This is a genomic window from Saccharopolyspora sp. NPDC002578 (genome assembly GCF_053592695.1).
Genome location: NZ_JBSFWJ010000013.1, coordinates 18,100 through 41,700, shown reverse-complemented (window position 1 = coordinate 41,700; position 23,601 = coordinate 18,100). Strand labels below are relative to the sequence as shown.

21 protein-coding genes are annotated in these 23,601 nt (G+C 72.0%); 10 read left to right on the top strand and 11 right to left on the bottom strand.

Annotation, left to right across the window (positions count from 1 at the left end; translation table 11 throughout):
* Positions 1-18 precede the first annotated feature (18 nt).
* From ACWD38_RS09145 to ACWD38_RS09125, 5 genes are read right to left on the bottom strand one after another with little or no spacing between them, the layout of a single operon-like run.
* Complete coding sequence (locus ACWD38_RS09145; RefSeq protein ID WP_450123831.1) at positions 19-1,593, bottom strand: AMP-binding protein; 1,575 nt, start codon at positions 1,591-1,593, stop codon at positions 19-21.
* A 1-nt stretch (position 1,594) separates the two neighbouring features.
* Complete coding sequence (locus ACWD38_RS09140) at positions 1,595-2,965, bottom strand: protoporphyrinogen/coproporphyrinogen oxidase (protein ID WP_450123797.1); 1,371 nt, start codon at positions 2,963-2,965, stop codon at positions 1,595-1,597.
* Positions 2,962-3,948 (bottom strand): UbiA family prenyltransferase, encoded by a 987-nt coding sequence (locus ACWD38_RS09135; protein ID WP_450123796.1) that lies wholly within the window; start codon positions 3,946-3,948, stop codon positions 2,962-2,964. The genes ACWD38_RS09140 and ACWD38_RS09135 overlap by 4 nt, the downstream gene beginning before the upstream one ends.
* Before the next feature lie 21 nt (positions 3,949-3,969).
* On the bottom strand, positions 3,970-5,127 hold the full coding sequence (locus tag ACWD38_RS09130; protein ID WP_450123795.1) for a DegT/DnrJ/EryC1/StrS family aminotransferase: 1,158 nt from the start codon (positions 5,125-5,127) through the stop codon (positions 3,970-3,972).
* The gene (locus ACWD38_RS09125; RefSeq protein WP_450123794.1) at positions 5,124-6,347 is read right to left on the bottom strand and encodes a DegT/DnrJ/EryC1/StrS family aminotransferase; all 1,224 of its coding nucleotides are present in this window, start codon (positions 6,345-6,347) and stop codon (positions 5,124-5,126) included. Before ACWD38_RS09125 ends, ACWD38_RS09130 begins: the two co-directional genes overlap by 4 nt.
* A 366-nt stretch (positions 6,348-6,713) precedes the next feature.
* Here ACWD38_RS09125 and ACWD38_RS09120 point away from each other — a divergent pair, with 366 nt between their 5' ends.
* Genes ACWD38_RS09120 through ACWD38_RS09095 form a run of 6 tightly spaced genes read left to right on the top strand, consistent with a single transcriptional unit; the run spans position 6,714 to position 12,407 of the window.
* A complete protein-coding gene (locus tag ACWD38_RS09120) occupies positions 6,714-7,754 on the top strand; it encodes a Gfo/Idh/MocA family oxidoreductase (protein ID WP_184479462.1) in 1,041 nt (346 codons plus the stop codon).
* Positions 7,744-8,622, top strand: a complete 879-nt coding sequence (locus ACWD38_RS09115; RefSeq protein ID WP_450123793.1) for a sugar phosphate isomerase/epimerase family protein — start codon at positions 7,744-7,746, stop codon at positions 8,620-8,622. Before ACWD38_RS09120 ends, ACWD38_RS09115 begins: the two co-directional genes overlap by 11 nt.
* Complete coding sequence (locus ACWD38_RS09110) at positions 8,622-9,917, top strand: M20/M25/M40 family metallo-hydrolase (RefSeq protein WP_184479460.1); 1,296 nt, start codon at positions 8,622-8,624, stop codon at positions 9,915-9,917. The genes ACWD38_RS09115 and ACWD38_RS09110 overlap by 1 nt, the downstream gene beginning before the upstream one ends.
* Entirely contained in the window at positions 9,917-11,038 is a 1,122-nt protein-coding gene (locus tag ACWD38_RS09105) for an Ldh family oxidoreductase (RefSeq protein WP_450123792.1), read from the top strand. Before ACWD38_RS09110 ends, ACWD38_RS09105 begins: the two co-directional genes overlap by 1 nt.
* Entirely contained in the window at positions 11,035-11,994 is a 960-nt protein-coding gene (locus ACWD38_RS09100; protein ID WP_184479458.1) for a Gfo/Idh/MocA family protein, read from the top strand. The genes ACWD38_RS09105 and ACWD38_RS09100 overlap by 4 nt, the downstream gene beginning before the upstream one ends.
* Entirely contained in the window at positions 11,991-12,407 is a 417-nt protein-coding gene (locus ACWD38_RS09095; RefSeq protein WP_184479457.1) for a DUF6917 domain-containing protein, read from the top strand. Before ACWD38_RS09100 ends, ACWD38_RS09095 begins: the two co-directional genes overlap by 4 nt.
* A gap of 70 nt (positions 12,408-12,477) precedes the next feature.
* On the opposite strand, the gene ACWD38_RS09090 is transcribed toward ACWD38_RS09095, so the two are convergent.
* From ACWD38_RS09090 to ACWD38_RS09075, 4 genes are all read right to left on the bottom strand, one after another.
* Entirely contained in the window at positions 12,478-13,011 is a 534-nt protein-coding gene (locus ACWD38_RS09090; RefSeq protein WP_450123791.1) for an EF-hand domain-containing protein, read from the bottom strand.
* Positions 13,012-13,155: 144 nt separating this feature from the next.
* On the bottom strand, positions 13,156-14,415 hold the full coding sequence (locus ACWD38_RS09085; RefSeq protein WP_450123790.1) for a nucleotide sugar dehydrogenase: 1,260 nt from the start codon (positions 14,413-14,415) through the stop codon (positions 13,156-13,158).
* A gap of 50 nt (positions 14,416-14,465) precedes the next feature.
* On the bottom strand, positions 14,466-14,774 hold the full coding sequence (locus ACWD38_RS09080) for a hypothetical protein (protein ID WP_184479454.1): 309 nt from the start codon (positions 14,772-14,774) through the stop codon (positions 14,466-14,468).
* A 106-nt stretch (positions 14,775-14,880) separates the two neighbouring features.
* Complete coding sequence (locus tag ACWD38_RS09075) at positions 14,881-15,891, bottom strand: hypothetical protein (RefSeq protein ID WP_450123789.1); 1,011 nt, start codon at positions 15,889-15,891, stop codon at positions 14,881-14,883.
* 431 nt (positions 15,892-16,322) lie between these two features.
* Between ACWD38_RS09075 and ACWD38_RS09070 the strand changes: the two genes are divergently transcribed.
* Positions 16,323-17,099 carry a bestrophin-like domain gene (locus ACWD38_RS09070; RefSeq protein ID WP_450123788.1) on the top strand — a complete coding sequence of 259 codons (777 nt, stop codon included), beginning with the start codon at positions 16,323-16,325 and terminating at the stop codon, positions 17,097-17,099.
* 189 nt (positions 17,100-17,288) lie between these two features.
* On the top strand, positions 17,289-17,675 hold the full coding sequence (locus ACWD38_RS09065; protein WP_450123787.1) for a hypothetical protein: 387 nt from the start codon (positions 17,289-17,291) through the stop codon (positions 17,673-17,675).
* A gap of 167 nt (positions 17,676-17,842) precedes the next feature.
* Here the strand turns inward: ACWD38_RS09065 and ACWD38_RS09060 are convergent, their stop codons facing one another.
* Positions 17,843-18,502, bottom strand: coding sequence for a response regulator (locus ACWD38_RS09060; RefSeq protein WP_450123786.1), 660 nt, complete (start codon positions 18,500-18,502; stop codon positions 17,843-17,845).
* Positions 18,499-20,118: a sensor histidine kinase gene (locus ACWD38_RS09055; protein WP_450123785.1), complete on the bottom strand. Its 1,620-nt coding sequence runs from the start codon at positions 20,116-20,118 to the stop codon at positions 18,499-18,501. Before ACWD38_RS09055 ends, ACWD38_RS09060 begins: the two co-directional genes overlap by 4 nt.
* 159 nt (positions 20,119-20,277) lie before the next feature.
* Between ACWD38_RS09055 and ACWD38_RS09050 the strand changes: the two genes are divergently transcribed.
* Positions 20,278-21,684, top strand: a complete 1,407-nt coding sequence (locus ACWD38_RS09050; RefSeq protein WP_450123784.1) for a CitMHS family transporter — start codon at positions 20,278-20,280, stop codon at positions 21,682-21,684.
* A gap of 317 nt (positions 21,685-22,001) precedes the next feature.
* On the top strand, positions 22,002-23,495 hold the full coding sequence (locus tag ACWD38_RS09045; protein ID WP_450123783.1) for a helix-turn-helix domain-containing protein: 1,494 nt from the start codon (positions 22,002-22,004) through the stop codon (positions 23,493-23,495).
* Positions 23,496-23,601 lie beyond the last annotated feature (106 nt).

Sequence of the window (23,601 nt, the reverse complement as noted above, 5' to 3'; positions counted from 1 at the left end):
CGCCGCCTCCGGGCGGATCTAGGTCCAACGTCCGGTTCCAGGCCGGTCCGTGTCACCCGTGAGCTGTTCGAGTAGCAGCGCTCGCCGCACCTTGCCGGTGCCGGTGCGCGGTACCTGCTCCCACGTCAGCGGCACCGGTTCCTGCATCGTCGGCAGCCCGCGGATCGCCCGGCGCCAGGCACCGGTCGGGAGCGTCCCGTCGGCGGTCACCACCACCGGCAGCGGCGGCTCATCCGTCCTCCCGAGCACCACGCACTCCTGCGCCTGGGGGATCCGGTCCTCCAGGACGTCCTCGGTCTCCAGGCAGCTCAGCTGCGGGGTCCGGTCCACTTCGCGGTCCAGCAACGAGACGTGGCCGTCGCGGTGGTGCACGCCGATGTCGCCGGTGTTCCACCACGGGCCGCGCCGCTTCGCCTCCCAGCGCTCGGATTCGCCGGGGTAGTCCAGGCAGCGCGCGGCGGTGCGCGCCAGCACCAGGCCGGGATCGCCGCGCCGGACCGGTTCGAAGGTGTCCGGGTCCACCACGCGCAGCCGGGTCCGCCCCGGCACCGGCCAGCCCAGGTGCCGCGCGGAGGAGCTCTTCGCGCCGTTGAGCGAGCGCCGGGTGTGGAAGCGGAAGGTCAGCGGTCCCGTCTCCGTCTGCCCCCACCCCTGCATCCACAGCGGACTGCGGTGGGCGGAGGCGTTCAGGAAGGTGCGGACGGTGGGCGGGTGCACCGCGTCGTAGGTGCTGATGAACAGCCGCACCCGCCGGAACGGGTTGTCGAGCCGCTCGGTCAGCGGCCGGAACCCCACGTACGCGGCGGGCAGCGCCTCCACGATCGTCGGCGGGTGGGCGCGCAGCATCGGATCGGCCAGGTCCGGCTCCGGGCGGCTGAGGATGACCAGGTCCCGCGGCGCCATGCTCAGCGCCACCGCGGTCCAGCAGAACGTCCGCCCGTGCGCGTAGGAGCTCGCGTTGACCACCGTGTCGTCCGGGCGCACCCCGATCCGCGGCATCCGGGTCGACTCGAACCGGGCCAGCTGCCCGATGATCGTGCGCGTGGAGTGCGCGACGAGCTTCGGCACGCCGGTCGTGCCGGAGGTGTGGTTGATCACCAGCGGGTCGTCGTCCGGGCGCAACCGGGGTGCGGGCGCGGGCTGCCCGCGCACGTCGTCCAACGACAGCGCGCCCGGCGCGTACCCGTCGAGCAGCAGGGTGGCGCGTGCCGCGGAGACCAGGTCGAGCCCGTCCTCCGCGCAGCTCGCGGCCACCCCGCCGGAGGTGACCAGCACCGCCGCGTCCAGCCGCTTGAGCAGCTGTTCCAACGCGGCCGTCGACAGGTGCGCGGAGATCTGCGCGGGGATCGCGCCGACGCGCACCGCCGCGCACGCCAGCAGGTCGTAGTCCCAGTGGTTGTCCTTCACGATCGCCACCCGGTCGCCCCGCCCGGCCCCGGCCGCCGCCAGCCACCCCGCCGCGGTGCGCACCAGTTCGGCCAGCTCGTCCACCGCGTACGTCGACCCGCCGTCCGGTGCGATGTCGAACGGCCGGTCCAGGCGCACCGTGGTCGCGGTGTGCCGCCGCGCGCACTCGTCGAACAGGACACCCATGTCATGCGGTTTCAACGCGTCGGCTCCTAGCCTGGGTCGGGATGCTCAGCGGTGCGTGCAGCCTGCTCAGCACGCGCGAGGCGGCGAGCGCGCCCGCGCGCACGGCGCCTTCGCTCGCGGGGCGCAACATCACCCAGTCCCCGGCGTAGTCGACGGGGCGCAGCCGGCGGGCCATGAACCGGGAGCGCAGCCCCAGCGCGGCGGGCGTGGCCTCCGGCAGACCGTGCGGGTGGCGGTGCACGAAGTTGCGGCGGTTCGCCGCGGGCAGGTCGGGAAGGTACCGGGCCGCGGCGCCGGTGAGCCGGGCGATGATCTCCTCGTCGGGCAGGCCCAGCAGGTCCGCGGTGGTCGCGGGGTTCGGCATCAGGGTCAGCAGTCCCGCCCCGGCGGGCGCCCGGTCCGGGTGCTTCTGGTGGTCGAACAGGATCGCCGAGAGCACGTCCTCCTCGGCCTGCGAGGTCAGCAGCACGTACGGCGGGGCACCGGCGGCCGGTGCCAGCGGCCGGTCCAGCAGGCAGCTCACCTTGAGCGCCGGGGTGAACGAGCACGCGCGCAAGAAGTCGCCCTCCGCTTCCGGTGCTCCCGGGTGCAACCGGGCCGCCACCGGTGCGGGCACGCACAGCAGCACCGCGCGGGCGGTGATGCTCTCCGAGCCGACCCGCAGCCGACCCGAGTTGCCGGTGGACACGACCTGGTGCACCTCCTGCCCGGTCCGCACGTCGAGCCGGCTCGCGAGGCGCCGCGCCAAGGTGTCCATGCCGCCGCGGTAGGTCCGCCAGCTGGAGGCGTCGCCGACGGCCAGCAGCAGCGACAGCATCACCGCCGCGGAGGACCGCTCGGTGTCCCAGCCGAAGAAGGTGCCCGCCACCGGCTGCAGCAGGTAGTCGTGCACGTCGGGGTGGAAGCGGCGCGCGAACTCGGCGACCGTGGTGTCCGCCAGCGGGGTCCGCTGCGGGTCGTCGGTGTCGAACTCGCCGCGCCGCCGCGCCAGCCACAGCTGGAACTTGGCCAGGTCGACCCTGGCCAGTGGGGAGAGCCCGGCGCCGGTGAGCAGGCCGCGCGGATCGGCGACCCCGGCGTGCGCCCGCCCGTCCCGCCACATCGCGATCGGGCTCTTGATCAGCGGGACCTCGTGCTCGGGAATCCCCAGCCGTGCCAGCAGTTCCCACGTCGCGCGGTAGCCGCGCGGGGAGAGCTGCTCGGCTCCGGCGTCGATCGTGTAGCCGTCGACCCGGACGCTCGCGGTCCGGCCGCCGACGTGCGGGGCGGACTCGTACACGCGGACGTCGAGACCGGCGCGGGAGAGCTCGGTCGCGGCGGCGAGCCCCGCCATGCCCGCTCCGACCACCGCGACGTCCAGATCGGTGCTCATCGGGCGAGCCCCCCGACGAGTCCGAGGGTGATCAGCAGGTTCGCCACGACCAGCAGCAGCACGTACGTCCGGTGCACCCGGAAGCCGAGCTTGCGGGCGCGCATGATGTCGTGCGCCCGGAATCCGAGGTGGTACTGCCGGGCGCGCAGCGCGCTCGCCGGCAGCAGCAGCACCACGAACCACCACGGCGCCACCCCGGTGAGCGAGGCGCCGAGCACCAGCAGGAACTCGCCGAGCGACAACGCGCCGATGAACAGGGCGTTGCCGCGCGCGGTGGTCAGCGCGGCCACTGTCGGGCGGCCGACGCCCCGGTCGCCCTCGACGTCGTTGGTGTTGGAGTAGACCCCGAACATGAGCGGCCCGAGGCCGAACAGGATCGCCTGCACCAGCAGGAAGCCGGAGAACTCACCGGTGGCCAGCCCGTACGGGGCGAGCACCAGGACGGTGCCCAGCGCGACCAGGAACGCCTCCTGGAAGCCGTGGTAGCTCAGCTTGAGCCCGTAGGAGTACTGCAAGGCGATCACATAGGTCACCGCGATCACCACGATCGTCCACATCGGACGGTTCGGGGCGAGCGCGACGGCCCCTCCCCACAGCAGCGCCCCGGCGGCCGCCGCGGCCCAGCCGAACCGCAGCGCCTCCCGGTCGGTGAGCGTGCCCGCGACCAGCGGCTTGCGCAGCTTCTTGCGCAGCGGATCGTTCGGCCCGTAGTTGGCGATGTCGCTGCCGTCGCGGAATCCGGTCACGTCGTCGAACGAGACCAGCGCGACGAGCGTGCACACCTCGCCGAGCAGGAACAGCAGCAGCATCGGCAGCGAACCGGCCCCCACCGCGGCCGGCGGCAGCACGGCGGCGGCGACCACCAGGATGCTCAGGTAGTAGTCGTAGACGTCGAGCTTGCCCAGCCGCGCGTAGCTGCGCGCCTTGCTCTCCGGCCTGCCTGCGTCGAGATGCCTCGGTCCGGCGTGCAGTTCGCTGGTCATCGTGTGGGGGGGACTCCTCGTTCAGCTTGCGGGGACGCCCGGCGCCGCGGCGCGCGGGCGGTGGCGGACGAACTCGCGGACGGCATCGGCGATCCGGGCGACCTCGGCGTCGGTGAGGTGCGGGTAGATCGGCAGGGCCAGGACGCGGGCGCTGGCGTGCTCGGCGTTCGGCCATCGCTCGTCCGCCGGGGCGTAGGGCAGGAACGCCGCCTGGTACGGCAGCGCGAGCGGGTAGTACACGTGCGAGCCGATGCCGTGCTCGGCGAGGTATTCCCGCAGCACGTCGCGCTCCTCGGCGAGCACGTTGTAGACGTAGTGGCACCGGCCGTTGCGTCCCGGCGGGGGCGCGACGAGGCCGTGCTCGGCGAGCGGGGCGAACCGCTCGGTGTAGTGCTCGGCGATCTCGGCCCGCCGTTCGAGCCGGGCGGGGAAGCCCGCGTACCGGTAGCGCTGGAACGCGGCCTGGATCTCGTCGAACCTGCTGTTGGTCCCGACGGCCTGGTGCACGAACCGCTCCTGCTGACCGTGGTTGCGCAGCATGCGCAGCCGCCGGCCCAGCGCCGGGTCGCGGGTCACCACGGCACCGCCTTCACCCGGCATGCCGAACGATTTGACCTGGACGAACGAGTACACGCCCGCTTCGCCCCACAATCCGGCGGGGGTGCCGTTGAGCACGGCTCCTTGCGCCACCGCGGAATCCTCGATCAGCCGCAGGTCGTGGCTCGCGGCCAGCTCGGTGAACCGGGGCATGTCGGCCATGATCGAGAACATGTGCGCGGGCATGAGCGCCTTGGTGCGGTGGGTGATGTGCCGCCGCGCCGACGCCGGATCCAGCACGAGGGTGCGCGGATCGATGTCGGCGAACACCGGCGTCGCGCCGACCTCCACGACCGAGGCCGCCAGCGGCGCGCAGCCGAACGCGGGCACCACGACCTCGTCGCCGGGGCCGATGTCCATGGCGCGCAGCACCAGCCCGAGCGCGGCGGTGCCGCTGCCGCAGGCGACCACGTCGCCCGCGCCGAGATCGTCGCGCAGCATTTCCTCGAAATCCCGGGTGTGCTCGCCCAGGATGAACTTCTGTCGGGGATCTCGACCGATATCCTGGATCACGTCCAACATGACCTTGCGATCGTGTTCGAACAGATCCGGTGGGAAGAACGGAATCTCGGAACGCGTCACGCGGACCTCCCGGAAAAGAACGCGCGCACCGCGGAGCACACCCGATCGAGTTGTTCGAGGGTGAGATCCGGGTACAGCGGAAGGGCCACCGCGCGTTCCGCGGCCGCTTCCGCGCGGGGCAGCGCGGCGCCCTCGGAATGCAGCCCGCGGAAGCACGGTTGCCGGTGCAGCGGAATGGGGTAGTAGGTTTCGGTGCCGATTCCCGCGCGGGCGAGCCATTCGACGAGTTCGTCGCGGCGTTCGACCTCGATCAGGTAGACGTAGAACGCGCTCGCCGAACCCGGACCGCGATCCACGACTTCCGGCAGCCGCACGATCCCGGGCAGGCCGGTGAGGCGTTCCCGGTAGGCCTGCGCGAGCTGCGCGCGCCGGGCGATCTCCTGGTCCAGGCCGGGCAGCTTCGCGAGCAGGACCGCGGCCTGGATGTCGTCCATCTTGCTGTTGGTGCCCGGCCGCGCGGTCTCGGTGGAGATGCCGGGGAAGTGGTCCAGGGTGTGGCCGAAGCGCCCGTGGTGGCGCAGCCCGGACACGACTTCGGCCACCCGCGGGTCATCGGTGATCACGGCGCCGGCGTCGCCGATCGCGCCGAGCGTCTTGGTGGGGAAGAACGAGAGCACGCCGCCCGCTCCGTGCAGGCCGGCGTGCACTCCGACCTGGCGCATCCCGATCGCCTCGGCGCTGTCCTCCAGCACCGTCAGCCCCCGCCGGGCGGCCACCCGGGACACGGCGCTCATGTCGGCCATCTGGCTGAACAGGTGCGTCGGCAGCACGAACCTGGTCCGCGGGCCCGCGACGCGGTCGACCTCGGCCGGGTCCAGCGCGTAGGTCACCGGGTCGATGTCGGCGAACACCGGTTTTCCGCCCGCGAGGACCACCGAACTCGCGGTGGCGATGAAGGAGTAAGCGGGGACGACGACCTCGTCGCCGGGCCGGAGGCCGAGCGCGCGCAGCAGCAGGACCAGTGCGTCGGTGCCGCTGTTGACGCCGATCGCGTACCGGGCTCCGGTGTAGTCGGCGATGGCGCGTTCGAGCTCGCCGACCTGCTTGCCGTGGGAGAACTTGCCGTTGTCGAAGACCGCTTCGACGCGGGCGCTGATGTCCGGCCAGAGCCGGTCGAAAGTGCGGGCTTGCGAGAAGAATGGAACGGGCGCGGAAGTGTCCGGCAGGCTCGATAATTCTCGCGCCCCTGTGTCGTTCGCACCGCGGGACACGACGGTCAACTCCTGTGAGAAAGGGGTGGGGTATTCGGCTGGTGAACCTAGCCCAACGGCGTCTCGGCCCGGAAGTCCGTCGCATGATCACAAGTGATTTTCATCCTTTTCGGTGATCATCGGATCGGAGTCGTCGGACCCGGTTTCGGTCGGGTTCGGTGAAATCGCTAGTCTTCCGTTCGGCATGCCGGACTCGTTCGCCGATGACCATTCCGGTCGGCGGGCGATCCATTGCGCGAATCCGCCCGGTATCCGTCCTCAAAGGACCGCGCCACGGCGGTTCCGCCGAACGGTGCATCGGTCACGACGACGACGGAGAAAACCGAGTCGTCGCGGAAATGCCACCGCGGAAGTCCCACAGATCAACGGAGCACGATGTTGCATTCACTCGTGGTCGGGCTCGGGCGCGCCGGGGCGGGACTGCACCTGCGCGTCCTGGCCCAAGCGCGGGAACTCGACCGCGACCTGTTCCGCCCCGGCCCGATCATCGCCTGCGACCCGGAGCCCCGCGCCCGGCGCGCCCTGACCGGGGTGACCGTGGCGGAGTCGGTGCGCGCCGCCGCCGGACTCGTGCCGCCGGCGCGCACCGTGGTCCACCTGTGCACCCCGCCGCTGGACCGGCCCGCGCTGCTCGCGGAACTCGCCGAACTCGGCTTCCGCCAGGTCATCGTGGAGAAACCGCTCGCAGCGGACCTCGCCGGACTGGCCGAGATCAACCGGATCCGCACCGAGCACGGCATGCGGCTCGCGGTGGTCGCGCACTGGCTGGACGCCGAGCTCACCCGCAGGATCGCCGAGCTCGTCGACGGGCGGGCGCTGGGGGAACTGCGCTCCCTCTCGTTCCACCAGCACAAACCGCGCTTCACGCACTCCATCTCGACCCAGGGGCACCCGACCGCGTTCGACGTGGAGATCCCGCACGCGCTCGGCGTGGCCCTGCGGCTCGCGGGCCCCGCCGACCTGCTCGACGCGGCGTGCACCGACATGCGCTTCGAGGACCGCGTGCTGCCCGGCATGGGCGGCGCGCGGCTCACCCTGGACCACCACCGGGGCGTGCGCACCGACATCGTCTCCGACCTGACCGCCCCGGTGCGGGAACGCCGCGTCGCGCTCGAATTCGAGCGCGGAACGGCGATCGGGCACTACCCGCTCAGCGACCAGGACCACCACGCGCAGCTGAGCGTGCACGGACCGGACGAGCAGTGGTCGGTGTTCCCCGACGACGCGCTCACCGAGTTCACGCTGCGCGCCTACCGCCGGTTCCACTCCACCGGACCGGTCGCCGACCCCGCCGCCGACGATCGCTTCGCGCTGCAGTGCGACGTGATCCGCCTGCTGTGGGCGGCGAAACAGCACTGCCGGAACCTCACCGGCCCCGTTCGACAGCGGAGGAGGACTCCAGATCATGCAGGGTGACCTGCGGCCCGCGCTCGCCGGAATCGGCGACGAGGCCGCCGTGGACCTCACCGGGCAGCTCGCCGCGATGCGCAGGCTCGGCTGGCCCGGTATCGAACTGCGAGCGGTGGACGGCGTCGCGCTCGCCGACCTGTCCGCGCACGACCTGCGGCGCACGGTGCGCCAGGTGAGCGCCGCCGGCCTCGACGTGGTGTGCCTGGCTTCCCGGATCGGCAACTGGGCGCGTCCGATCACCGCCCCGTTCGACGCGGACCTGCGCGAACTCGACGTGCTCGCCGGGCAGTGCGGTGCGTTCGGCACCCGCTACGTGCGGATCATGTCCTACCCGAACGACGGGCTCGCCGAAGCCGAATGGGGCGCCCGCGCGCGGGAACGCGTCGCCCGGCTCGCGGAACGCGCCACCGAGCACGGCATCACGCTGCTGCACGAGAACTGCGCGGGCTGGGCCGCCGCCGACCCCGACCGCGCGCTGCGGCTGCTGGCGGAGGCCCCGTCGCTGCGGCTGCTGTTCGACACCGGCAACGGCGTCGACCACGGCTACGACGCGCTCGAACTGCTGCGCCCGCTCGCCGGGCACGTCGCGCACGTGCACGTGAAGGACGCGACCGGTGGCCCCGGCGCGGCCACTTACGTGCGGCCGGGGGACGGCGAGGCGCGGGTCGCCGACTGCCTGCGGTTGCTGCTGAACTCCGGGTACGCGGGCAGCTTCTCGCTGGAGCCGCACCTGGTGGCCCGCCCGCACGACGGCGAGCAGGCCGATGCTTCCGCCGCCGACCGGTTCGTCGACGCCGGACGGGCGCTGGAGCGGATGCTGGGGGAGCTGCTCGCGCCGTACGCGGCGGGGGCATCGGCACGCGGCCGGTCCTGATGTCCGCCGACCCGTTCGGCGCGGCGGATCGGGAGCTGCTGCGGGACCTGTTGCTGCTGCCGACGGTGAACCCGCTGGAATCGGTGGAGCCGCCCGCTCGGATGTGGCAGGCGCAGCGCGCCTACGCCCGAGCGGCGGCGGCGATCGGGTTCCGCACCGCGCACCACGCCGCGCCCGACCCGGCGGTCCTGGACCGCGACGACGTGCCCCGCACCGTCCGGGCCGCGGCGGGTAGCGCGGACTTCCTGGCCGAGCAGCCGAGCCTGGTGCTGCGGCTCGGCCCGGAGCTGCCGCCGGAGCGCACGGTCATGTTCAACGCCCACCTGGACACGGTGGCCGGGATCGAACCCGTCACGTGCTCTGCGGAACGGATCACCGGGCGCGGGTCGATCGACGCGAAGGGACCCGCGGTGGCGCTGCTGGCGGGCATCCGCACGGCAGCCGCCGCGAATCCGGCGCTCGGGCGCGACGTCGGGGTGCTGGTGCAGATCGTCTCCGGCGAGGAGGGCGGCGCGATGGGCACCTACGGCACCCGGCCGCTGGTCGAAGCCGGATTCTTCGGGCGCCTCAACGTGTTCTGCGAACCCACCGGCCTGCGGTACTTGCCGCGGGCGACCGCCTCGATGACCGCGCGGGTCCGGGTCGACGGCCGCGGTGCCATCGACGACGAACCCTCGGCCGGGCACAACGCGACGGTGCTGCTGGGCTTCCTCGCGCAGCACCTGGCGCGCCACCTCGACCCGCGGGAGCGGCCGGGCCGGTGTTGCGTCGCCGGGGTGCGCACGGGCGAGCAGCACAACCGGGTCTACGGCAGCGGGAACCTGCTGCTGAACCTGTCCTACGCCACCGCGGCGGAAGGAGCCGAGGCCGAGCGGGCGCTGCGGGCGGCGGTGCGCTCCGGGGTGCGCGAGTTCACCGAGATCTTCGGTCGCACCAGGGAATTCGCCCGCACCGCCGCCGACGCCGCCGAGATCGTGCACGTCGACTGGCTCAAGCGCGGCCTGCCCTGCCTGGACGACTCGCCCGCCTGGGCGCGGGAGCTGTTCGCCGCCGCCGGCCTCGCCCGCTGGCCGGACGAGCTGCCCGCGTTCACCTGCGACGCCATCTGGATGCACGGCGTCCCGGACACCGCCACGGCCGTGCTGGGGCCGGGTTCGCTGGAGACCAACCACGCCCACGCCGAAGGCGAATACGCCGACGTCGCCGAACTGCGGGCCTTCGCCCGCGCGGTGGCGTCGTTGCTCACCGAGTTCACCGAGCGGCACCACCGGGGTGCCGGGGAGGAGACCACCTGATGACACTGCTGCCGGAGATCGCACACTCCGGGGATCGAACGACGGTGTCCCACGCGGACCTGCACGCGTTCACCGCGCGCGTGTTCGCCGAGCACGGGATACCTGATCGCCGAGCGCACCTCGCGGCCGACGCGCTGTGCTACGGCGATCTGTGCGGATTCGACTCGCACGGCCTGTTCAACCTCGCCCGGTTGTACCTGCCGTTGCTGAAGTCCGGGCGGATCGATCCCGCCGCCCAGCCCCGCGCGCTGACCGACCTGGGCGCGTGCGCCGTCGTGGACGCCCGCCGTGCGCTCGGGTTGTGGGCCGCGGCCGAAGCCGCGGACTCCGCCGCGGAACGCGCCGCCGAGCACGGCATCGGAATGGTGTCGGTACGGGGCGGCACGCACTTCGGCTGCGCCGGGTTCCACGCCGCCCGCGTCGCCGACCGCGGCATGATCGGGATCGTCGCGAGCAACTGCGGCGGCCAGCGCATCGCCCGCCCGCCGCTGGGTGCGCTGACGATGCTGGGCACCAACCCGCTCAGCGTCGCCGCTCCCGCCCTCGACGACCACCCGTTCGTCCTCGACATGAGCACCACCGTCGTACCCACCGGGAAGGTGCGCGTCGCGGCGAGCAGCGGTGAGCGCGTGCCGGCGGGCTGGCTGACCGACGACACCGGCGCCGCGGTCACCGACCCGGCGGAGTTCGACCGGGGCACCGCGCACCTGCGCTGGCTCGGCGGCGACCCGGACACCGGCTCCCACAAGGGGTTCGGGCTCGGCCTCGTCGTAGAACTGCTGTCCGCGCTGCTGCCGGGAGCCGGGCTCGGCCCTGCCCCGGAGGCGCTGCACGGCGACGGCGGACCGCACGGCCGCGACGACGACATCGGCTACTTCGTGCTGGCGATAGCCCCGGACCTGCTGCGCCCGGAAGGGGAGTTCGCCGCCGACGCGCGCAGCCTGTTCGGCACGCTGCTGGACTGCCCGCCCGCCGCCTCCGGCGACGCGGTCCGCTACCCCGGCTGGCACGAGGCGGAACTGGCCGCCCGCCGTCGCCGGGACGGGGTGCCGCTGCGGCCGCGCCTGCACCGGGAACTGGTCGAGCTCGGCCTGCCCGACACCGGCGGAGGTGCGCGATGACGAACCCGGAGACCGCGCGCCGCGTCGCCGTGATCGGCCTCGGCACGATCTCGAAGTACTACCTGGCCGCGATCGACGAGCTCCCCGGTTGGGAACTCGTCGCCGTGTGCGACGTGCGCCGCTCGGCGCTGGCCGTGCACCGCGGGCACGTACCCGGTTTCCTCGACCACCGCGACCTGCTCGCCACCGTCGCGCTGGACGCCGTGATCGTCGTGGTGCCCAACGACGTGCACGCCCGGATCTGCCGCGACGCGCTGCTGGCGGGAGTGCCGGTGTGCGTGGAGAAACCCCTCGGCATCGACCTGGACGAGGCCCGCGCGCTCACCGAACTCGCCACCGAGCGAACCCCGCTGTTCACCGCGTTCCACCGCCGCTACAACGACAACGTGCTGCGGTTGGTCGACGAACTGCGCGAGCGCGGTCCGGTCGAATCGCTGGTGGTGCGCTACCTGGAGCGCATCGAGGAGCACATCGGCGGCGACACCTGGTACCTCGACCCGGACCGCTGCGGCGGTGGCTGCGTCGCCGACAACGGACCGAACGCCTTCGACCTGGTGCGGTTGTTCCTCGGCGACGTCGAACCGACCGGGGTGTCCGTGGTCAGGGACGAGCACGGGATCGACCGGCAGGCCGTGCTCGGACTGCGGTCCGCCACCGGCGTGCCCGCCGTCGTCGAACTCGACTGGTCCCACCCGGGCGAGACCAAGGACGTCGAGGTCCGCTGCGCCGACGGCACCGTGCACCGCGCGGACGTGCTGCACGGGCACCGCGGGTTCAAGGCCTCGCTGTGGCACGAGTACGTCGGAATCTTGGAGGACTTCGCGACGGTGCTCGACGCGGGCGGCGCGGGCGCGGCCCGGCGGCCCGACGGCGGGCTCGCCGCGCTGGAACTGGTCGACGCGGTCTACCGCACCGAATTCCTCGACACCGCACCGGAATGGGAGGGCCTGTCATGAACCCGCACGAAGACGGGCGCAAGCGGGGCCTGCGGGCCACCGTCGTGAAGGTGCTCCGGCACCGCCGGGATGACCGGGGCATGTCCCTCGAACCGCACCTGAGCCGCTGCATCAGGGCGGGCGAGGTGCACGAGCTGGTCACCACCGACCACGGCGACACCGCCACCGGGTCCCGCATCGACCGGGTCGGGTTCCTCGGCTTCGCCGAGTTCGGCAGCGCCGGGGTGCTCGACCGCGGCGACGAGCTCCGGATCGGAGACCGGCTGGTGGGCACCGTGCTCGGCTTCGACGCCTGCCACTACCCGAACCACTACAACATCCTCGTGCGGACCTCGATCCCGTGCACCGGCGAGGAGATCGGCCTGGAACCGGAAACGGCCCTCGCCTTCGACCAGGCGTCCGTCCGCGTCTGACGCCGCCGCAGCCGAACGGCCGGTGACCTTCTGGGGGAAGGTCACCGGCCGTTCGTTCGCCGGGGGCGGATCAGCCCAGCAGTTCGACGTCCAGCCGACCGAAGTGGAAGTTGCGCACGGCGGCGAGCAGCTCGTCCACGGTGAGCTCACCGTTGGCGTCGGTGTCCACGTTGACGAACGCCTCCGCGGCCTGCGAGCGGTCGACGCCGACGGCGTTGAGCCAGGAGGCGAACTCCGTCGCGTCGATCTTGCCGTCGTTGTTCTTGTCGCACAGGCCGACGATGCTGCGCACCAGCGGGCCGAGCACGCGGTTGAACTGCTCCTCGCCGTCCTCGAAGATCAGCTTCTGGGTGACGCGCAGGAAGTCGTCCTCCGACAGCGAACCGCCGGCCGTGGTCCCGGCCTCGACGGCCAGGTACTCGAACATGCCGGTGAGCGCGTCCTGGACCGACTGGGCCTCGGCGCTGTCGACCTGCGTGCCGAAGGCCTGGGCGATCTGCACGGCTTCCTTCTCGAAGTCCGAGCGCTCCAGACGGCCACTGCCGTCCAAGTCCCACTTGGCGAAGCGCTTGCGCAGGCGGTCGTTAGCGATAGCCGCGGTCATGGCCATCCTCCTTGATGATTCGTTGGTGAAATGGTGCTCCGCCCGCGACCGGACGGCAGCGGACGGCCCGCGCGAGACCGAAGTCCTCGCGCAAGATCGGTTCCGGTGCGCCGGGGTGCACCGACGCGCCGGGGCGGGGGTGGGTCAGAGCAGCGTCACCGAGCCACCGGCGGACTTCCCTCGGGTGTCCAGCAGCGCGCGACCAGTGCTGGAGATCTCGACGAGGTCGTAGCAGGAGTGGTCCTGCAGCAGGACGACGAGATCCGCGTCGGCCAACGCCTCCGGGAGCGGGTGCTCCTTGCGGATCGGGCGACCGTCCACTTCGAACTCGGCGACCTCCGGGTCGTGGAACGAAACGCGGGCGCCGCGGGCGAGCAGTTCGCGGGCGATCGGGTACGCGGGCGACTCGCGGGTGTCGGCGACGTCGGGCTTGTAGGCCACGCCCAGCAGCAGGACCCGCGAACCCGCGAGCGCCGCGCCCCGCTCGGCGAGCAGCGCGGCCGCCCGAAGCACCACGTGCGAAGGCATGCGTTCGTTCACGGCGCGAGCGGCCGACAACGTGTCGAAGGTGAACCCGGCGCTGCGCGCCTTGCTCTCCAGGTAGCGCGGGTCGATCGGAATGCAGTGGCCGCCGACGCCGGGGCCCGGCTGGAACGGCGCGAACCCGAAGGGCTTGGTGCCCGCGCAGTGCAGCACGTCCCACACGTCGATGCCCATCCGGTCGCAGAACAGCGCGACCTCGTTCACCAGCGCGATGTTCACGTACCGGTAGCTGTTCTCCAGGAGCTTCGCCATCTCGGCCTCCCTGGTCCCGCGGGAGACCACGAGGGATTCGACGAACCGGCCGTAGAAGGCGACGCCGTACTTGGCGCACAGCGGGGTGCAACCGCTGATGATTTTCGGGGTGTTGTGCATCGAGAACCGCTCGTTGCCCGGATCGATCCGCTCCGGCGAGTACACCAGGTGGAAGTCCTCGCCGACGCGCAGTCCGCTGCCCCGTTCGAGGATCGGCCGCACGACCTCCTCGGTGGTGCCGGGATGACTGGTGGACTCCAGGACCACCAGGGTTCCGGCGCGCAGCCGGGCGGCGACGGTCCCGGCCGCGGCCCGCACGGCGCTCAGGTCCGGATCGCCGGAGGCGGACAGACCGGTGGGCACGCACAGCACCACGGTGTCCGCGGTGGCCAGCACCGCCGGGTCGGTGGTCGCGGTGAACCCGGCGGCGACCATCTCGGCCACGGCCGCCTCCGGCACGTCCCCGACGTGGGACCGGCCCGCGTTCAACCCGGCCACGACCTCGTCGGACACGTCCAGCCCGACCGTGGTCACGCCTGCGGAGCAGGCGGCGGACGCCAGCGGCAGGCCGACGTAGCCGAGTCCGGCCACCACGAGATCAACAGACATCATCCGACTCCTCGTCCGATGCTGGTTCCGGTCCTGCGGGGACGGTCGGGTCAGGCCTGGAAGCTGCCGGTGCCCGGGGGCACGTGCGCTCCGTGGCCGGGGGCGACGACGAGGGACGCCGTCATGCAGAACGGATCGCCGTAGATGCGAACGGGCGAGTCCGTCTCGTTGATCAGCACGTGCGCGGTGAGGGGGGCCCGGTAGCACCCGTTCGGCGTGTCGTAGGTCGTCACCGGTTCGAGCTCGGTGCTGAAGATCAGGACTTGGCCGCTGGAGGCGGCGGCCGCCGTGGCCGCGGGGAAGCCGGCGGCCAGGATCGCGGCCGTCGCGGCCACCAGTAGACGTGCGGTCGAGCGCATGGTGCGATTCCTGTTCTGTGTGGGGGAATTCCCGCCGGTGGCACCCGATCGGGGAGTGGCGGGGTTGCACCCGGGACGAGCGCGTCGCCGCGTCCCGGGCCGTAGGTCACCGGCCCGCTCGGGTCGCCGACGACAGCGCGCCGACGCTGACCATCATCACGAGCACGCCGAGGACCGCGATGAATCCGGCGGTCTGGGCGGGGGATTCGCGCGGCCCGCCGGAATCCGCGAGCTCCACCCGGGTCTCGTCGAGCGGCGGCGGGACCGGACGCGCCGCCGGTGGCGGCCGTTCGGCGGGCGGGGACGGTTCGGCGGCAGGCGGCGCAGGGGGCAGCGGGGGCACGACCAGTGCGTCGGCGGCGGTGACCTCGCCCGCCAGCGACCGGGCGGAGACCGCGAGGCGCACCGTCTCGCCGGGAGCCGCCCGGCAGGTGTAGGTGACCGAGCGACCCGGTTCCAGCGTGCCGAGCGTGCGCCGGCACGCGGGCGGCTCGCCGGTGACCTCGACTCCCAGCAGCGGGACGGTCGAGGTGTTGCGCACCCGCACCGGCACCGATCCGGCACGCGCGGGCAGGATCTCCAGCGCGACCGAGGGCCGTTTCGGTGCGGGCGGTTCGGGCTCGGGCGGTGATTCGGCGATCTCCGCGGTGGCGCGCTCGACGACGGGCAGGCCGCCGTGGCTCATGCCTACCGCGCGCGCCGACACCCGGCCGTGCGCGGGCGCCGTACCGGAGCACGAGGCGGTTTCCGTCGCTCCGGGCCGGAGGTGGCCGAGAACTTCGTGGCAGGGGCCGGAATCCAGGGTCACGACGACACCGGCGAGCGTGGTGTCGCCGGTGTTGCCGACGACGGCGGTCTGCGTGATCGGGTCACCGGGCCGCGCGACGGCGGGCGCGACCTCGGTGCGCAGCGACAGCGAGGGGTGCTCGATCGGCCACCCGCTCTCGTGCTCTCCGACGTGCTCTCCGGGCGCCGGAGCGCCCGGGTGCGGCGGGACGTACGCGGACGTCAGCAGCGGGATCAGCAGGGCCAGCCCGCAGCACGACAGCACGGCGGAACGCCGTGCGGCCGCTCGGCGCGGGGCGCATCGGTTCAGAATGGATTGCTTCCGCAACATCTCACCCCCTCGGGCACGTGGAAAGCAGCGGAATGACCGGAGACGGCAGGTCCTTATCGGCGGCCGGGAAAACCGTAGCACTGCGAATTCGAACCCCGAGTGCTCTTCGTGGAAAGTCCACATTGGCCTAATTGGCCTGCTGACCAGCGGAGATGTGGGAATTTTGTCGAACTGCGCGGAATGGTCGAGATGAGTTATCCGTTTCGGGAATCGTTCAAGATCACCCTATTCGGTGAATTTTGCGCCTGACGCTTGGAAAGTTCCTCCTTTTAACGCAGCGTGGCGGGTAGGGTTCTTCGCGGCGGACCGGAGATAGCAGCCGAACTCCGGATTCGTTCCCCTTCGGGCGCGCCATTTCGCGCGGCCCGGTCCCGGCCATCGCACAGCACAAATCGACCTCGCCCGGTCGTGCCGTCAGGAACGGACTTCTCGTGATCTTCCTCATTCTTCTGGTGCTGGTGTTGCTCACCGCGGCCGTCGCCGCGGTCACCTTGCTGGGCGCCCGGCGTGAAGCGGTCGCCGCCGGCGGCTCCGACTCCGACTCGCAGTCCTTCGTGGGCGGCGTGCTCAACGCGCTGTTCACCGTGCTGCTGGCGTTCTACATCGTGTTCGCGTGGCAGAACGGCGACGACGTCGACAAGGCGGCGCAGCAAGAGGTCAATGCGCTCAACGATGCGTATTGGCAGGTCAGCGCGGTTCCGGCGGAGCAGGCCGCGTCGATCCGCTCGCTGGCCGAGCAGTACGCGCACCGGGTCGCCGAGCACGAGTGGGCGGCGCTGGGCCAGGGGCGCGGCGACGCGGAGGCGGACCGCCTGCTCGTCGGGTTGCGGGCGGAGGCGATCGCGCTGCCCGCCGACACCGAGGTGCAGAAGTCGGCGCGGGAGCAGGTGCTCGCCGACGTGCGCCAGATCGACGAGGGGCACCGGGAACGGGTCGACGTGGCAACCGACGACCAGAGCTTCAACGTGGTGCTGCTCGTGGGCAGCATCCTCGGCGCGGTGCTCATGATCGTGTTTCCGTTGCTGGTCGGGTTGAGCGCTCGTCCGGCCAACGTGGTGACCATGGCGCTGCTGACGTTGACCCTCGGATTCACCATTTACCTCTCGGTGCAACTGATGCACCCATTGCAAGGACCGTTCGGTGTCGATCCTGATTCCTTCCGCACATTCCTGGAAGCGCTGCCGGGGGGTACATCGGCGACCGAATGAGTCGAGCGTCGCAGCCTCGTTCCGAATGCAGGGGGAGAAATGGTGGGGGTCATGGTGCATGTCGTGATGAGTCGCAGATGCGAGCCGCGAGCCGCGGTGCGGAGCCTGACGGGAAACGCCGTGCTGCAACGGTGCGACTGGGCGGCGGAGGCGGATCGCGTGGTCCGCGAATTCCGATCGGGGTCCACGATGGACACCAGCCGATTGCGCAATTCGCTGTGCTGGTTGTTCGAGCAGATCGCGCTCGTGGCCGGGGCCGGAGCGGAGATCAGTCGCGACCGCTTCCACCAGGCCTGCGAAGACCTCCTGTTCGAGCAGGGCGAGGCGGCGTTCAACCGGATGCTGCTGCCGGTGCTGGAGGCCGTGCTGGAGCTGAGCCCGAACGCCGCCGAGGGCACGATGCCGCACCCGGATTTCGTCGGCTGGATGCGCGCGCTGGGCATGAATCCGGCGACCGCGCTGTGCGCGTCCGAGAAGGCCCGCCTGCGCCACCCCGGCGACCTCTCGTTGCACGCGATGCTGCACGTGATGCGCGATTACCACCTCGCCGGCGCAGGGGTGCACCACCGCAGCTGACCGCCGGTCGCCGTGCACGGGCGCACCTCAGCCACCTTCGATCTTGTCGCGTTCCAGGAGGGCGGCGTTGTCGATCGTCGTCCTGCCGGCGGCGACACCGCTGAAGCGGCCACCGGCTTGAGCGAGTCGATCCCCGCGCACTTCGGGCGCCCCGGCCGTGAGGTGAGTCAGCCGTCGAGTTCGTACTGGTGCTCAGGTCTCCCGCTGGCTCCGTATCGCAGCGTCATGGTCACCTTGCCGTCCTGGGCGAGTCCGGCGAGGTAGCGCTGCGCGGTGGCGCGGGCGATGCCGAGCTCGTCGGCGACCTCGGAGGCGGATCTCGGTGCGGTGGCGCTGCGCAGCGCGTCGGTGATCAGCTTCGTGGTGATGCTGGACTGGCCCTTGGGCGAACCGGGCCGATCGCCTTCCCGCAGCGACCGCATGGCCCGGTCGATCTCCTCCTGGTCGACGGCGCCGTCGGTGGCGGGCAGCCGGGACCGGTAGTGCGCGTAGGCGGTGAGCCGGTCCTTCAGCTGGTGGGCGGTGAACGGTTTCACCAGGTAGTTGAGCGCTCCGGCGGCGAGCGCGGCGCGCACCGACGCGGGGTCGGACGCGGCGGTGAGCATGATGGCGTCGACGTCCAGTTCGGCGAGCAGCGCGATGCCCGGCCCGTCCGGCAGGTAGTTGTCCAGCAGGACCAGTTCCGGCCGGTGCTCGGCCAGGAGGTCGCGGGCTTCGGCCGCGGAGTGCGCGATGCCGACGGTGCGGAAGCCGCGCACCCGGTCGGTGAACTCGGCGTGCACCTGCGCCACGCGGAAGTCGTCCTCGACGACGAGTACCCGGATCATCGCTTCGTCTCCTGTTCGGTGGTTTCGCCGGTCGCGGCCAGCGCGCCGGGCAGCCGGGCCACGAACAGCGCGCCCCGGCCCGCGCCGCCGGGGTCGGCGAGCCGGACCTCGCCGCCGAGGCTGTGCGCAGCCTGCCGGGCCAGCGCGAGGCCGATGCCGTGGCCCTCGCCGCCTTTCGTGGACGTTCCTTCGGTGAACACCTCGTCACGAATCGCGGCGGGCACGCCGTCGCCGCTGTCGAGCACCGACAGGTGCAGGGCGGTGCCGTCGGAGAGCAGATCGACCTCCACCACGGCCGGCCGGGTGCGCCCGGAGCGGGCGGCGTCGCAGGCGTTGTCGACGAGGTTGCCGAGCACCGTGGTCACTTCGACCGGCGCGACCACGCCGGTGGCGACCCAGCTGGTCTCGCCGAGTTCCAGGGTCACGTCCTTCTCCCCGGCGGCGGCCTTCTTCGCTCCGAGGAAGGACACCAGGTAGGAATCCCGCACCGCGTCGGCCGCCGGCCCCAGCCCGGCGATCGAGCCGCTGAACAGCGCTTGCAGGTAGTCCTCGGCTTCCTGGCGGTGCCCGGTCTGCAACAGGCCGGACAGCGCGTGCAGCCGGTTGGTGAACTCGTGGCGCTGCGCCCGCAGCACGTCGGCGGTGCCGCGCACCGCGTCCAGTTCGCGGGTGAGCTTGTCCAGGTCGGTGCGGTCGCGCAAGGTCACCACCGCGCCGAGGTCGACGCCCTCGCGGAGCACCGGGCGGTGGTGCACGACGAGCACGCGGTCCGCGGTCACCGTGATCAGGTTGTCGACCGGCCGCCGCGCCAGCAGCGCGGAGCGCAGACGGGGCGGCAGGTCCAGGTCGCGGACCGAGGTGCCCGGTTCGACGGGGCGGCCCAGCAGCCGTTCGGTCTCCGCGTTGCACACCGTGACCCGTTCGTCGGCGTCGAGGGCGAGCACTCCTTCGCCGATCCCGTAGAGCACCGCTTCGCGCTGCCGCACCAGCTCGGCGAGTTCGTGCGGTTCGAGGCCGAGCGTGCGCCGCTTGAGCAGTCTGGTGAGCAGCGCGGCACCGGCGACGCCGAGCAGCAGCGCGCCCGCGGCCAGCCCGGCGGAGGTGCCCAGCAGGCGCAGGAAGGCGGTGTCGATCTCGTGGGCGTCGAAGCCGACGCTGACCTGCCCGACGACGGTGCCGTCGGCGGTGCGCAGCGGCACCTTCCCGCGCGCGGACCACCCGAGCGTGCCGCGCTGCACGTTGACCGCTTCGCGCCCGGTGAGCGCCGCCGAGGGGTCGGTGCTGACGGGGTCGCCGATCTTCTCCGGAACGGGGTGTGAGAGCCGGACTCCGCGGCTGTCGGTGACGACGATGAACAGCGCACCGGTGGCGGCTCGGACGCGTTCGGCCTTCGCCGCGACCAGCGGGTGCAGCGCGGGGTCGGTGACGCCGCGGGCGAGTTCGTCGTCGGCGGCGACCGAGCGCGCCACGCCGAGCGCGCGCTGCCCGTACTGCTCGACGAGACCGCGGTCGAGCAGGGCGGCGGCGATCGCGAAACCGATGCCGGTGACCAGGACGATCAGCCCGATCTGCAACGCGAGCACCTGCCGGGCGAACCGCATGGGGCGGCGGGACATGCCGCGACCCTACCCAGCCGTTTCGGCGCGGCCGGGACGCGCGGCTGCGGGCGGTGAGCAGAACGAGCAGAACGCGCCGAACGCGGAATAGGCGTACAACATCCGCAACCCTCCCGCCCCGGGCGTGCAGCACCTACGGTTCCGCGAAATGAAACAACGGTGTTACGTGGGCCACGTCGTGGTTCGAAGGGGGGTAGTGCGTTGATCGCGTTGCTCGGGTTGGCAATGGTGGCGGTCTTTCTCTATCTGGTGATGAGCAAGCGGCTGGCCCCGATGGTCGCGCTGATCGTCATTCCGGCGATCTTCGCGGTGATAGCCGGTTTCGCCCCTGATCTGGGCGACATGGTCACCGAGGGCATCACCTCGCTGGCGCCGACCGCGGCGATGCTGATGTTCGCCATCCTCTACTTCGGAATCATGATCGACGCGGGGTTGTTCGACCCGGTGGCGCGGGTGGTCGTCCGGCTCACCGGCAACGACCCGCTGAAGCTGATCATGGGAACGGTGGCGCTGGTCGCCGTGGTCTCGCTCGACGGCGACGGCACCACGACGTTCATGATCACGGTGTCGGCGCTGCTGCCGATCTACCGCAAGCTGGAGGTCAGCCCGGTGCTGATGACCGGCTTGGCCTGCATGACCAACGCCATCCTCAACATCGTCCCGTGGGGCGGTCCGGCGGCGCGGGCGGCGAGCGTGCTGCGCCTGGATCCGCAGGAGATGTTCGTGCCGATGATCCCGGCGCTGGGTGCCGGACTGGTGGCGGTGTTCGTGATCGCCTACGTGCTCGGTCTGCGGGAGCGGGCGAAGCTGCGGGCGCGCAGCGCCGAACCGGTGCCGGCCGGTGTGGGCGCGGGCGGCGGCGGCCTGGGCGGATCGGAGTCCGATGCCGCCGACGCGCCGGGCATCGGCGGGGACTTCGACGTGCTGGCCCCGGACCGCGAGAGCCTGCGGCCGAAGCTGATCTGGTTCAACGCGGCGCTGACCGCGGCGCTGCTGGTCGCGCTGATCGTCGGTGTGCTGCCCATCGCGGTGCTGTTCATGATCGGCACCGGGATCGCGCTGATCGTGAACTACCCGAGCATCAAGGAGCAGGCGGCGCGCATCGCCTCGCACGCGGACAGCGTGGTCGCGGTGGTGTCGATGGTGTTCGCCGCCGCGGTGTTCACCGGGGTGCTCTCGGGCACCGGGATGATCGAGCAGATGGCGCAGTACCTGCTGCACGGCATGCCGGACGCGCTGTTCCCGTACTTCAGCATCGTGATCGCGGTGCTGAGCATCCCGTTCACGTTCTTCATGAGCAACGACGCGTTCTACTTCGGCGTGGTGCCGATCCTCGCGGAAACGGCGGCGCAGCACGGGATTTCGGCGATGGAGGTCGCGCGGGCCTCGTTGCTGGGCCAGCCGATCCACATGCTCAGCCCGCTGGTGCCCGCGATGTACGTGCTGATCGGGCTGGCGAAGGTGGATCTGGGTGACCAGCACCGGTTCGCCATCAAGTGGGCGTTGCTGGTGTCGCTGGTCGTGATCGCGGCCGGGTTCGCGCTCGGCCTGATCTCGGTGCATTGATCTCCACGCGGCAGGCGAGTCCGGGGAGGGTCCCGCCTGCCGCGTGAAGTACCGGCCCGCTCGCGATCGGAGCGAGGCTGTCGTTGACCGAGTTCGGGCGCCCCCAGGTCGCCCGAACTCGATGCCCCCTGCGAAGGACCAAGATTAGAGCTTGATCCACTTCGCGGGAAGTTTCATCTTGCCCAGCCGACCGGGAATCCGGTAATAAATTGCTGCGTGAATGAGAGATCGCGCCGATTGGAATATGCCAGCGTGGCATTGCGCTGTCCAGGGCCGATCGCGCCACGTCTCGTGCACGGCCGATAAGGTCGACTGCCGTGCAGCAGCGGACCCCACCCACTGAACCGGACGGTGACGCCGAACGGCTCCGCCGTTTGCACCACGACGCGTTGAGCCCCGACGGCACGAGACTGCTGCTGCGCCGGGTAGCCGACGCCGTGCGCGGTGAGGCGGCGCTGGTCGACGCCGCGGGCGAACCGGTCGCGGAAGGCCCGCCCGTGAATCCGGCCGCCGTGGCCGCGATCGCGCCCGACCTGGACCGGATCCGGACGGGCCAGGCGCATTCCGCGGCGGTGCACCACGACGACCGGCTGATCTCCGCGCAGGCCCTCGGCGCGGACGCGCCGATCCTGCTGATCTCGGCGCGGGCGGCGGCCTACCAGGGCGTCGACCGGCTCATCGCGGACGCGGCCCGGCTGCTGTCGATGCGCTGGCATTCCGACGAGGCGCTGCGGGCCGCGCAGCGCGTCGGCCAGGCCGCCACCGCGATCCGCGAGGTCGTGATCCACCTGCTGCTGATGGGGCACACCGACAGCGCCCAGCGGGTCGCGAGCACCCTCACCCCGCGGCTGCCCGCGTTCCTCACGCTCTACGTGATCGAAGCGGACAAGGCCGATCGGGATTCGCTCGCGGCGCGGATCGCGCGCCTCACCGGCGGCCGGGCGTGGATCGTGCACTGCCCGGTGTACGTCAAGCACCTGATCGCGCTGGTTCCCGCGGGCGAGCACGAACGCCACCGCCCCGCCGACGCCGTGGCGGACCTGGTGCGCGGGGTCGTCGCCGGGCAGGAGCGGATCCGGGTGGGCGTGAGCCGGGTCGTGTCGCTGCGCGAAGTCGGGGTCGCTTACGAGCAGGGCTTCCACGCGCTGGCCGCGGCTCGCGGCGGGGCCGGTTCCTTCGAGCTGTTCGCCTTCCAGGAGAGCCTCGCCGCGATCGTCGGACCGGAGGGGGAGGGCTGGGCCACGCGGGTCCTGGCGCCGCTGCGCGCGTTCGTTCCCGCCCGCACCCAGGACCCGGACGCGGCGACCTTGGAGCTGACGCTGGGGTCGTGGCTGACCCTCGGCACCAGCGCCACCCGCCAGCTCAAGATCCACCGCAACACGCTGACGTCGAGGTTGGCGCAGCTCGACCGCATCCTCGACTGCGACGTGCGGGACCTGCCCACCCAGGCTCGGCTGCACTTGGCGCTGCGCTTGGCCGCCCGGTCCGCCGAACCGCCCGCCGAACCCGACGAGGCGGACCTCCCGGACCTGCTGGAGACCGACGCGGTCCGGGCCTGGACGGCGCGGCAGCTCGAACCGCTGCACCACGCCGAGGAGCACCTGCTCGACACGCTCCGCGCGTGGCTGGGCGGCGGGGCCCGGCTGGAGCAGGCGGCGCGCACCCTGGGCCTGTCGGTTCCGGCGGTGCGCAAGCGGATCGTGCGCATCGAGCGGTTGCTCGAACGGTCCCTGCTGCACGGCCCGTCGGTCCGCTACGACCTGCACTTCGCCCTGCGACTGCACGACCGCGGCGCGACCGAGCCGGTCTGAGGCGGTGCGCTCGGCCGCGGATGTCGCGACGGCCGGGTGTCGGCGGCGATGGTCTTCTCGGCGAGAACGGCGACTCGGAACCGGCCGCACATCGGGTCTGCTACCG